The organism is Streptomyces sp. NPDC058877 (genome assembly GCF_042742855.1).
In the GTDB taxonomy this organism is placed as follows: Bacteria; Actinomycetota; Actinomycetes; order Streptomycetales; family Streptomycetaceae; genus Streptomyces.
Map to the genome: position 1 here is coordinate 1 of NZ_JBHYMF010000203.1, position 11,708 is coordinate 11,708.

Annotated in this window: 7 protein-coding genes and 1 pseudogene; 4 read left to right on the plus strand and 4 right to left on the minus strand. The window is 72.6% G+C overall.

Features of this window, described 5'->3' with window-relative positions; translation table 11 throughout:
• Positions 1 to 25: 25 nt before the first annotated feature.
• Positions 26 to 1,285, minus strand: a complete 1,260-nt coding sequence (locus ACFW2Y_RS30490; RefSeq protein ID WP_384885561.1) for an Ig-like domain-containing protein — start codon at positions 1,283 to 1,285, stop codon at positions 26 to 28.
• Positions 1,286 to 1,456: 171 nt separating this feature from the next.
• On the minus strand, positions 1,457 to 2,695 hold the full coding sequence (locus ACFW2Y_RS30495) for an Ig-like domain-containing protein (RefSeq protein WP_384885563.1): 1,239 nt from the start codon (positions 2,693 to 2,695) through the stop codon (positions 1,457 to 1,459).
• 165 nt (positions 2,696 to 2,860) lie between these two features.
• Here ACFW2Y_RS30495 and glgX point away from each other — a divergent pair, with 165 nt between their 5' ends.
• Positions 2,861 to 5,062 carry a glycogen debranching protein GlgX gene (gene glgX / locus ACFW2Y_RS30500; protein ID WP_384885565.1) on the plus strand — a complete coding sequence of 734 codons (2,202 nt, stop codon included), beginning with the start codon at positions 2,861 to 2,863 and terminating at the stop codon, positions 5,060 to 5,062.
• Positions 5,063 to 5,135: 73 nt separating this feature from the next.
• On the opposite strand, the gene ACFW2Y_RS30505 is transcribed toward glgX, so the two are convergent.
• Entirely contained in the window at positions 5,136 to 5,972 is an 837-nt protein-coding gene (locus ACFW2Y_RS30505; protein WP_384885567.1) for a hypothetical protein, read from the minus strand.
• Between the two features lie 148 nt (positions 5,973 to 6,120).
• Between ACFW2Y_RS30505 and ACFW2Y_RS30510 the strand changes: the two genes are divergently transcribed.
• Positions 6,121 to 7,902 carry an ABC transporter ATP-binding protein gene (locus ACFW2Y_RS30510; protein ID WP_384885569.1) on the plus strand — a complete coding sequence of 594 codons (1,782 nt, stop codon included), beginning with the start codon at positions 6,121 to 6,123 and terminating at the stop codon, positions 7,900 to 7,902.
• A complete protein-coding gene (locus ACFW2Y_RS30515; RefSeq protein WP_384885571.1) occupies positions 7,899 to 9,854 on the plus strand; it encodes an ABC transporter ATP-binding protein in 1,956 nt (651 codons plus the stop codon). Before ACFW2Y_RS30510 ends, ACFW2Y_RS30515 begins: the two co-directional genes overlap by 4 nt.
• A 168-nt stretch (positions 9,855 to 10,022) precedes the next feature.
• Here the strand turns inward: ACFW2Y_RS30515 and ACFW2Y_RS30520 are convergent, their stop codons facing one another.
• Entirely contained in the window at positions 10,023 to 10,976 is a 954-nt protein-coding gene (locus ACFW2Y_RS30520) for a poly-gamma-glutamate hydrolase family protein (protein WP_384885573.1), read from the minus strand.
• Positions 10,977 to 11,516: 540 nt separating this feature from the next.
• Here ACFW2Y_RS30520 and ACFW2Y_RS30525 point away from each other — a divergent pair.
• Positions 11,517 to 11,708, plus strand: a pseudogene (locus ACFW2Y_RS30525) (hypothetical protein); the annotation flags it as partial.

Consider the following 11,708-nt stretch of genomic DNA (forward strand, 5'->3'; position numbering starts at 1 on the left):
CCGGGCCCGTCTCCGTCACGCGCTCCTACGCGGTCCACTCCGACCAGTCCATGTTCCAGCCGTTGAGGCCGTTGTCCGGCTTGATCTGCTTGTCCTTGGAGTTCTTCACGATCACCACGTCGCCGATGATCGAGTGGTCGTAGAACCAGGCGGCCGGCATCGAGCCGTCGCCGGCGCCGCGGGCGTCCTGGAGGCCGACGCAGCCGTGGCTCACGTTGGAGGAGCCGAAGGTGGAGGCGGGCGCCCAGTAGTTGCCGTGGACGAAGGTGCCCGAGGTGGACAGGCGCATCGCGTGCGGCACGTCCTTGATGTCGTACTCGCCGCCGAAACCGACCGTGGCCCCGTTCATGCGGGTCACCTTGTACTTCTCGCTGATGACCATCTGACCGTTGTACGTGGTCGTGGACGGCGCGCCCGCGGTGATCGGCAGCGTCTTGATGACCGTGCCGTCCCGCTCGACCTTCATCGTCTTGGCGCTCGCGTCGACGGTGGAGACCTGGCGGCGGCCGATGGTGAAGCTGACCGTCTTCTTCTGCTTGCCGTAGACGCCGGGACGGCCCTCGACGCCGTCCAGGTTGAGGTGGACCGTCACCTTGGTGCCGGCCGCCCAGTAGTCCTCGGGCCGGAAGTCGAGGCGGTCGTTGCCGAACCAGTGGCCCTGGATCTCGACGTCCGGGACCGCCGTCACCTTGATGGCCTTCTCCACGGCCTCGGGGTTGGTGATGCCCCGGGTGAAGTTGATGGAGACCGGCATGCCCACGCCGACGGTGGAACCGTCCTCGGGCGTGTAGTGGCCGATGAAGGTGTTCTGCGGGACGAGGGTGGTGAAGGTGATGTCCTTCGCCGACTCGCGGCCCGCGGAGTCCGTCGCGATCGCGTGCACCTTGTACTGGGTGGCCGCGGCCAGGTGCGCGCTCGGCGTCCAGCTGGAGCCGTCGGCCGCGATCCGGCCCTCGACCTCGGCGCCCTGGGAGTCGGCGACGGTGACCGTGGTCAGCTTGCCCTGCTCCGCGGTGACCTTGAGGGCCCCACTGGTGGCGACCGCGTCGGCGCCGTCCTTCGGAAGGATCGTCACGACCGCCTGGGAAGCCGCGTTCCCCTGATCGCCGCCCTGGGCGGCCGGGGTCTGCCCGCCGGCACCGCCCGCGGTGGTCCCCCCTCCGCCGCAGGCGGTGAGCACCAGGAGCAAGGCCCCCGCCGCCAGGGCCTGCAGCCTGACGCCCCCACGTCGGCCGCGTCGCCCCGTCGCCCCTACCGATGCCCCCGATATCGGCTGCCGGTTCACTGTGCTCGTCTCCCCTCGCACGGCCTGGCTCCGCCACGGCCCCACCCCCGTGTGCATCCACTCGCGCACACAGCGCTAGATAATCACACCGCAGGACACGAAAGTTCCTCGTAAATGTCACCGTTCAGTCCCAGTGGACCTGATGGGGGCGGTGTAGGGGGCGGACGGGGGTCAGTGCAGGGCGGAGCCGGCCTTCCAGCGGTCCCACTCCAGGTTCCAGCCGCCGAGACCGTTGTCGGGGGCGACCTCCTTGTCCCGGGAGTTGACCACCTCCACCACGTCGCCGATGAGCGTCCGGTCGAAGAACCAGCCGGCCGGCGAATCGGCGCTGCCGCCCTTCTCGTCCCGCAGCCCGACGCAGCCGTGGCTGACGTTGACGGAGCCGAACGTGGCGGCGTCGGCCCAGTAGTTGCCGTGCAGGAAGGTCCCCGAATCGGTGAGGCGCATCGCGTGCGGCACGTCCTTGATGTCGTACTCGCCGCCGAAACCGACCGTGGCCCCGTTCATGCGGGTCACGTCGTAGAGCTCGGTGACGACCATCTTCCCGTTGTACGTGGTGGTCTTCGGCGCTCCCGCGGTGACCGGCAGGGTGGCGAGGACCCCGCCGTTCCTGCGGACCTGCATGGTGTGCGCGGCGGCGTCGACCACGGAGACCTGGGAACGGCCGACGGTGAACCCCACGGTCTTGCGCTGGATGCCGTACACGCCGGGCGCGCCCTCGACGTCCCGCAGGGCGAGCTCGACGGTGACCTCGGTGCCCGGCCGCCAGTACGCGGCGGGGCGGAAGTCGAGCCGCTCCTTGCCGAACCAGTGGCCGACGACCTCGACCGGCGGGTCCGAAGTGACGCGGATGGCCCGCTCGACCGCGGCACGGTCCTCGATCGGCATGTTGAAGCCGAAGGAGACGATCATGCCGGTGCCGACCGTGGAGCGGTTCTCCGGCTTGAAGTAGCCGATGAAGCGGGACTCGGGGACCACCGTGGTGAAGGTGGTGTGCCGGGCGGAACGACGCCCGTGGGCGTCGAGAGCGACCGCGTCCACGCTGTACTTGGCGGCCAGTGCGAGCCGTCCCCCGGACCGGGGCCGCCAGCGCAGGCCGTCCGGGGAGACCTCCCCGGCGACCTCGGTCCGCCGGCCGTCCTCCACCCGGGCGACGCTCACCCGTTCGAGCCGCCCGCTGTCCACCTTCACCTCGACCGGCCCCTCGGCCGGCACCGCCCGGCTGCCGTCCTCGGGGCTGATCCGGATGACGTCCCCCGGGGCCCGCGCCTTGCCCGGCAGGACGATGCCGACGCCTCCCCCGCCGTCCGCTCCGGTGCAGCCCGCGAGTCCCGCAGACAGCCCGGCCAGTCCCGCCACCAGTCCCGCCACCGCCAGGGCGCGCTCCGCCCGCTTCCGTACGCATGTCACGCCCGGCCCAACGACGGCCACCCTCCAGGGGAAACGTGCGTGCGGGTCATGTTGGGAGCACGGCCGTGCGGGCAGAACAGGAGGGAGAACCACCCGCGGGAACGACGGCCGGGACGCCGCCGGTGCCCCGGGTGCGGGCCCGACGAGCCGCAGGAGGCCGGGACGGTGTCGAGCGCAGCCGAGCAGGAGGCGGTAGCGGAGCCTGCCCCGGAGCGGGCCCGGCTCCCCGTGTGGCCGGGGGCGCCCACGCCGCTCGGCGCCCGCTGCCGGGTCGGCCCCGGCGGCGTCGCGGGCACCAACTTCGCCCTGTGGGCGGGCGGTGCGGAGGCGGTGGAACTGTGCCTCTTCGACGCCGGGGGGACGGAGACCCGGCTGCCGCTGACCGAACTGACCCACGAGATCTGGCACGGATTCGTGCCGGGCGTCGGACCGGGACAGCGCTACGGCTACCGGGTGCACGGCCGCTGGGACCCGTGGACCGGCGCCCGCTGGAACCCGGCCAAGCTGCTCCTCGACCCGTACGCGCGGGCCGTCGACGGCGACTTCCCGCTGCCGCCCCAGGTGTACGGCCACGTCCGGGACTGGCCGCAGCAGCACGTCGCCGACACCGTCCGCGACGACCGCGACTCCGCCCCGCACGTGCCGAAGGGCGTCGTCGTCCAGGACGACGACGACTGGTCCGACGACCGCAGGCCCAAGACGCCCTGGCCGGACTCGGTCATCTACGAACTGCACGTCAAGGGCTTCACCCGGCGGCACCCCGGCATCCCGGAACACCTCCGGGGCACCTACGCGGGGCTCGCCCACCCGGCGGCGGTCGACCACCTCGTACGGCTCGGGGTGACGGCGGTCGAACTGCTCCCGGTGCACCAGTTCGCCCACGAGGACCACCTGCTGCGCCGAGGCCTGCGCAACTACTGGGGCTACAACTCGCTCGGCTACTTCGCCCCGCACGCCGGCTACTCCTCGTCCGGTACGACCGGCCAGCAGGTCGGCGAGTTCAAGCGGATGGTGCAGGCGCTGCACGCGGCCGGGATCGAAGTGATCCTCGACGTCGTCTACAACCACACCGCGGAGGCCGGCGAACTGGGCCCGACCCTCTCCCTCAAGGGCATCGACAACCGCGGCTACTACCGGCTCCAGTCCGACGCCCGCCGCTACGCCGACTACACGGGCTGCGGCAACACCCTGCATGTCGTGCAGCCGCAGGTGCTGCGGCTCATCACCGACAGCCTGCGCTACTGGGTGACCGAGATGGGGGTGGACGGCTTCCGCTTCGACCTGGCGGCGGCCCTCGCCCGGTCCTTCCACGACGTGGACATGCTCTCCCCCTTCCTCGCCGTCATCGCCCAGGACCCGGTGCTGAGGCGGGTGAAGCTCATCGCCGAACCGTGGGACGTGGGCAACGGCGGCTACCAGGTCGGTGCCTTCCCTCCCCTGTGGACCGAGTGGAACGACCGCTACCGGGACGCCGTGCGGGACTTCTGGCGCGGGGCGCTGCCCGACGTGCGGGACCTCGGCTACCGGCTCTCCGGCTCCAGCGACCTGTACGCCTGGGGCGGGCGCCGGCCGTACGCCTCCGTCAACTTCGTCACCGCCCACGACGGCTTCACCCTCCGCGACCTCGTCACCTACGAACGCAAGCACAACGAGGCCAACGGCGAGGGCAACCGGGACGGCACCCACGACAACCGCTCCTGGAACTGCGGCACGGAGGGCGAGACCGACGACCCCGACGTCAACGCCCTCCGCCTGCGCCAGCAGCGCAACCTGCTCACCACCCTGCTGCTCTCCACCGGGGTGCCGATGCTCGTCGCCGGAGACGAGATGGGCCGCACCCAGGGCGGCAACAACAACGCCTACTGCCAGGACAACGAACTCGGCTGGCTCGACTGGTCCCTCCCGGACGACCCCGGCCGCGCCCAGCTCCTCGCCCTCACCCGCCGGCTGCTCGCCCTGCGCCACCGCCACCCGGTGCTGCGCCGCCGGGCCTTCTTCTCCGGCCGGCCGCAGGGCGCGGACGGGCTGCGGGACCTGGCCTGGTTCACCGCCGACGGCACCGAGATGACCGAGCCCGACTGGTACGCCCCCACCGCCACCCTCGGCCTCTACCTGTCGGGCCGGGACATCCCGGGCCGGGACGCGCGGGGCGAGCAGATCACCGACGACAGCTTCCTCGCCGTCCTGCACGCCGGCCCCCACCCGCTCGACTTCCGGCTGCCGGGCCCGCCCTGGGCGGAGACGTACGAACTCCTGGTGGACACCGGCCGCGAGGACCAGGACCGGGCACCGGGCACCGAGCACCGGGGCGGCGGGACGATCGCGGTGGGCGGACGCTCGACGGTCCTGCTGCGCGTCCGGGGCTGACCGGGGCCGGGGCTGACCGGGGCCCTGGGGACGGCCGGGGCCCCGGGGACGGCCGCCGTGCCGCCGGTGGGGCTCAGGACCGGACGGCCAGTTCCGACTCCAGCCTGGCCAGGTGGCGGGCCTCGGCCTCCTTGCGCGCGGAGGCGAAGCGGCGGTCGACGAGGAGGACCGGGGCCAGCCACAGGTAGCCCCACGGGCTGAAGGAGTCGACGCCCCCCGTCTGCCGGAGCAGCTGGTTGGTGACCAGGGCCAGCACCATGGCGACCACCCAGGCCGCCGGACGGTGTCGCCCGACGAACCGCACCGGCGCGTTCCAGGGGCCCGCGAGCGCCTCGACCGTCGCGGCGTGCACGGCCGCCCCGCGATCGGTGGGAGCGGCGGCCTCGGCCGCACGGGCGGCGCCGAGGGCCCCTTCGGTGCCGCTGCCGGCGAGGGACTCGCTGAGGTCGCGGGCCTGTTCCTGCGTCTGCTGGACGGCGAGCCGCTGGTGCACGACGCCCATCCGCAGCTCGTCCCAGTAGCCGCGGCGGGCCCAGCGCTCGGCCTCGGCGAGCCGCTCGGCCTCGGCCGTCCCGGGGCCGAGCTCCTTCAGCCGGCGGGACAGGGCAGCGGCCCGGCCGGCGCGCCCCGGATGGTCGAACGCATCTGCGCGCAGGCACAGTTCGGCGTACCCGGCGAGGAGCCCGAGGTGGTCGCCGTCCAGGGCGAGGCCGGCGCGGAAGGCCCGCTCGGCACTGTCGTCGTGGTCGTCCTCGTCCTCGGCGACGTGGCCGAGCGCGAGCCAGCAGTAGAGGTCGGGATGGGGTCCGAGCCGGTCGAGGCCCTCCTGGGCGGCCCGCCGGACGGCAGCCGCGCCGCCGGCGAGGAAGAGTTGCTCGCAGCGGTCGCCATAGGCGTCGATCGTGGTCACTCGGTGTCCTCCTCGTCCATGCCCCCTGTGGGACCGCGCAAGTCTGTGACGTGCGGCTTCGCCGGGTCAAGGCCGTTCGGTGGCGCGGGTCAAGTCGGCCGGAAAACCGGATGAGACGTGTCAGTGGTGAACCGTATGGTCGGACCTGATGCCCGAGAAACCTGATTCCCCGAGGACCGCCGACCGCTCCGCGGTCCGCGTCCTGCTCCGCCTCTGGCCGTACGTGCGGCCCGTGCGGGCCCGGCTGTTCACCGCCGCGGCCGTCGCGATCGTCGCCTCCTGCCTGTCGCTCGTCATCCCGCTCGTGTTGAAGTGGATGGTGGACGGGCCCGTCGCCGACCGGGACCCCGGGGGCGTCTGGCTGGGGGCCCTGTACCTGCTGCTCCTCGGAATCACCGAGGCCGTCCTGTTCGGCTTCCGCCGCTGGCTGGTGGCACGGCCGTTGTCGGCCGTGGAGGCCCGGATGCGCTCCGAGCTGTACGCCCGGCTGCAGCGCCTCCCGATCGCCTTCCACGACCGCTGGGCCTCGGGACAGCTGCTCTCCCGCGGGACGACGGACCTGATGATGGTGCGGATGTTCCTGGCGTTCCCGCTGACGTTCCTGCTGGTCAACGCCGTCACCATCCTCGCCGGCTACGTCCTCCTGCTGGCCCAGGACTGGTCCCTCGGCCTGGTCCTCCTCACCCCCGTCATCCCCCTCGTGTTCGTCTGCTCGCTCTTCGAGCGCCGGTACGGGGTGGTGGCGCGCACGGCCCAGGACCAGGTGGGCGACCTGACCACGGTCGTCGAGGAGAGCGTCCTCGGCATCCGGATCGTGAAGGGCTTCGGCCGACACCGCAGCCAGGCCAGGGCCTTCCACGAGTTCGCCGGCCGGCTCCGCGGCACGGAACTCGCCAAGGCACGGCTGCTCGCCACCATCTGGGGGGTCATCACCGTCGTACCGGAACTGGCCATCGGCGCGGCCCTCGTCCTCGGCACCGTGCAGGTCGCGGACGGCCAGCTGTCGGCGGGCACCCTCGTCGCGTTCCTGTCGACGGCCCTGGCCCTGCGCTGGCCGGTGGAGTCCATCGGCTTCCTGCTCGCGATGAGCCAGGAGGCGGCGACGGCCACGGAGCGGTACTTCGAGGTGATGGACGCCGAGGAGGAGACCCGCACCACGGCCGGCACCACCACCGCCGCGGACGCCCCGGACGGCGTGCGCTTCGAGAAGGTGACGTTCCGCTACCCGGACGCCCCGGAGGACGCTCCGCCCGTCCTGGACGGCATCGACCTCCACATCCGACCCGGCGAAACCCTCGCCCTCGTCGGCGGCACCGGTTCCGGCAAGACCACCCTCACCGCCCTCGTACCGCGCCTGCACGAGGCGACGGGCGGCCGGATCCTGCTGGACGGCGAGGACACCTCCCTGATGGAACGGGAACGGCTCCGCTCCCTCGTCTCCATGGCCTTCGAGGAACCGACCCTCTTCTCCGCGAGCATCGGCGAGAACGTCCTGATGGGCGCGGCCGACGCCGGGGAGCAGGAGCTGCGGCGCGCCCTGGGCGTCGCCCAGGCGGACGGCTTCGTCGACCGCCTCCCGGAGGGCACCGCCACCCAGGTCGGCGAGCAGGGCCTGAGCCTGTCCGGCGGCCAGCGGCAGCGGCTCGCCCTGGCCCGCGCGGTCGTCGGCAAACCCCGGTTCCTGGTCCTGGACGACCCCCTCTCCGCGCTCGACGTCCACACGGAGGCACGGGTGGAGGCCGCCCTGCGGGAGGTGCTGCGGGAGACGACCGCCCTGGTCGTGGCCCACCGCCCGTCGACGGTGATGCTGGCCGACCGGGTGGCCCTGTTGTCGGGGGGCCGGATCACGGCCGTGGGCACCCATCAGGAACTGCTGCGGAGCAGCGAGGAGTACGCCTGGCTGATGTCGGGCGAGGGGGAGCAGCGATGACGGGGACCACACCGGTGCCGACGCCGGATCCGACGCCGACGCCGACGACTTTGGACACCGCCGCGGCCGGCTCCGTGAGCGGTCCGGCGGCCGATCCCGTGAGCGGTTCCGTGAGCGGTTCCGTGAGCGGCGTCGCAACCGATTCGGCGGCCGGTCCCGTGACCGATCCGTTCGACCGGGACGACCTGCCCGCGCCGCGCGGCGCGACGGGGGTCCTGCTGCGGTCGCTGCTCGCCGCGCACCGCACCAGGGTCGTCCTCGCGGCCCTGGCCCTCCTCCTCAAGGAGGCGGCGGTCCAAGCGGGCCCGCTGCTCGTCGCGTACGCCATCGACCGCGGCGTCCCCGCCTTCCGCGCCGGGGACCACGGGCCGGTCGTGGCCGTGGCCCTCGGCTACCTGCTGTGCGCCGCGCTGTCGGGCCTCCTCCAGTACGCCTTCGTCCGGGGCTCCGCCCGGATCAACCAGGACGTGCTGCTGGACCTGCGCGGTCGGATCTTCCGACACGCGCAACTGCTGAGCGTCGACTTCCACGAGCGCTACACCTCCGGCCGGCTCATCTCCCGCTCGACCACGGACGTCGAATCGCTGCGCGAACTGCTCTCGGAAGGTCTCCAGGAACTCATCGGGGTGGTCCTCTCCTTCGTCTCGATCTCCCTGGTGCTGCTCTGGCTGGACCTGGGCATCGGCGCGGTGGCGGTCGCCTCCTTCCTCCCCCTCTCCCTGCTGGTCCGCCGCTACCGGCGGCGGGCGGGCGCGGTCTACTCGGCACGCTCCACCGCCATCGCGGGCGTGATCGTGAAGTTCGCGGAGACCATGAACGGCATCCGCCCGGTCCGGGCGTTCCGCCGCGAACGCTCCAACGAGGCCGAGTTCGCGGTCCTCAACCACCGGCACGAGCGCAGCAACGGCGACGCCCTCCTCGAAATGGCCCGCTACGTGGTCGGCTCCCGTCTGGTGGCGAACACGGCGGTGGCCGGGATGTGTCTGTGGGGCGCGTACCGGGTCGCGGACGGCACCCTCGCACTCGGCGTACTGGCCGCGGCGGTGCTCTACATGCGCCGGCTGTACGACCCGATCGACCGTCTCGCCATGTTCCTCAACTCCTACGAGTCGGCGGCGGCCTCCCTCGCCAAGATCGCGGGTCTGCTCGCCCAGGAGCCGGGGGTTCCCGAGGCGAAGGCGCCCCGGGAGCTCCCCCGGCGGTCGAGCGCCCCGGGCCGCGAGGTCGTCTTCGACGGGGTCCGGTTCGCCTACCGGACGGGGGGCGAGGTCCTGCCCCGCTTCGACCTGACGATCCCGGCGGGTCAGACGGTGGCCGTGGTCGGCGCGACCGGTGCGGGCAAGTCGACGCTGGCGAAGCTGCTGGCCCGCTTCTACGACCCGACCGACGGCCGGGTCCTGCTCGACGGCGTCGACCTGCGCGAACTGGCGACCCCGGAGCTGCGGCGCGGCGTCGTCATGGTCACCCAGGAGGCCTTCCTCTTCTCCGGGACGGTCGCCGACAACATCGCGATCGGCCGCCCGGACGCCACCCGCGAGGAGGTCGAGGAGGCCGCGAGGGCCATCGGGGCCCACGCGTTCATCAGCAGCCTCCCGGACGGCTACGACACGGACGTGCGCAAGCGCGGCGGCCGGATCTCGGCCGGCCAGCGCCAACTGGTCGCCTTCGCCCGCGCCCTGCTCGCCGACCCGGCGGTCCTGATCCTGGACGAGGCGACCAGCTCGCTGGACGTCCCGGGCGAACGGGCCGTGCAGCGGGCGATGGACACGGTGCTGGCCGGCCGCACGGCGGTGGTCATCGCCCACCGCCTCTCCACGGTCGAGGTCGCCGACCGGGTCCTGGTGATGGAGTCGGGCCGGATCGTCGAGGACGGCCACCCGTCCGCCCTGGTGACGGGCGAGGGCCACTACGCGGGCCTCCACCAGGCCTGGCGGGACAGCCTGGTGGGCTGAGGACGCCCCGGGGCGGAGGGGCGGAGGGGCACAGATCGTGCCTCGTCGCCCCGCCGCCTCCTCCTCCCGGCGATCACATCGGGACGGGGAGGTGCGCCCGGAGGGAAGCCGGACCGGAGCGGAGGCCTCGTCGTCTGCGTGCGGGCCGTTCCGCTCGCGGGGACCGCGCTACTGCGGGGCGTCGAGGCCGCGCTCGTGGCGGTCGATGGCCTCGCGCACGGCGTTGACGAAGCCGTTCCAGTACGCGGGGGCGTCGGGCGCGGTGGAGGATGCCACGCCGGCGGTCCCCCGGCGGCCGGAGCCGCTGCCGAAGGTGCCGAACATCGCCCTGCGCAGTTCGGTGGAGGTCTCCAGCTGGGCACCGGCTCCGGTGCGCGTCCGATTGACGATGTTGGTCGGGTCGTCGCCGTTCAGCTCGACGTTGGCACCCGCGACGACCACTTCGACGCCCAGCGAGGAGTTCAGTCCGTACTGGTCGAACGCCCACTCCAGGTTGCGGATCAGCCGCTGGTCCCGGCCGCCGATGAGGATCCGCTTGGCCATCGGGGCGTCATCCGGCTTGTAGCCGTGGAGGGAGACCGCATAGAGGTTGTTGCTGCAGACCGCCAGGGCGGCAGGATCGTCACAGTGGGTCGAGGTGACGTGGAGGGACTTGACGGGGGCGGGCCGGGACGCGGTCAGCGTCTCGAACATCCAGTAGTCACGCTGCACCGCGCCCGGGGTGCTCGTGTCCGGCGTCGGCTCGGTTCCGGGTTCGGCACGGTCGTAACCGGCGATGGTGAGGCACAGTTCGGTGGTGCCCGATTCGAGGCCGCCGCCGTGCGGGGCGATGATCGCCGTACTGCGGACGGGGGCGCTGGTGAGGACGCTGAGCGGGGCGGTTGCCGCGGGGTCCTTGGCGTAGTCGTTCAGGGTCACGGGGGCACCGCAACGGAAGCGGCGCATCCAGTTGACGCCCTCTTCGTAGTCGGTGCTGCTGTAGAGCGCCGCGTTCGACGCGAACTCCTCGGCTTCGGCCGCAGCGGCGGTGCTGCCGTTCCCCGCGAGGTCGTTGAGCAGGGGCAGGGTGGCGGCCGCAGCCGCCACCGAGGCCAGGAGGGTACGCCTACTGGTGGGATTCATCCGCTGATCATCTCAACAGGACCGACTCGCCCCGCGAGGAGGCGGGCACGGTCCACCGGGCGGGCGGAGGACCCGCCGAAGTCCGGTGCCCGACGCTCGCACGTCCCACCCCTGCCCCTCACCGAAGCGGACGGGGCACCTGACGAGCCGCAGGCTCCAGCGGTAGTCGTCCGGCCCTGGGAACCACATCCCGCCGAGAAGTTTCCAGCCCCTCACTGCGGCAGCAGCCCGCCGGCCATCTCGGCACGGCCCGAACCGAGATCGGCTCCACGCGCTGCATGAACTCGCCCTCCGTGCCGGACTCCACAAGGGCGAACTCCTCGGTCTACGCCGGGAAGACCTCGATACCGGTATCGCTGCCGCCCGCCGCAACCTTCAGCACGCCAAGGCAGGCGGGCCCACCACGCCGCCCCCAAGATCTGGGCCCCTGAACGCCGCATCGCCCTCCCCGCCGGCTGCTTCCAGCCACTGAAGGTCCACCGCAAGCAGCAGCAGCGCGACCGTCATGCGGCAGGCACCGAGTGGCAGCACAGCGGGCACGTGTTCACCACTCCCCAGGGCAGACCGATCGACCCGACCAACCTCACCCGCGCCTTCACCACGCTCCTCCGCAAGGCCGGCCTCCGCCGCATCCGCTTGTTGAGTCGGCCCGGGGCGCGGTGCCGGGATTGCTCCCGGTCCGTTTCCCCGGACCGCTCGCCGAACCCGCCGTACCGATCTCTCGGTAACGGG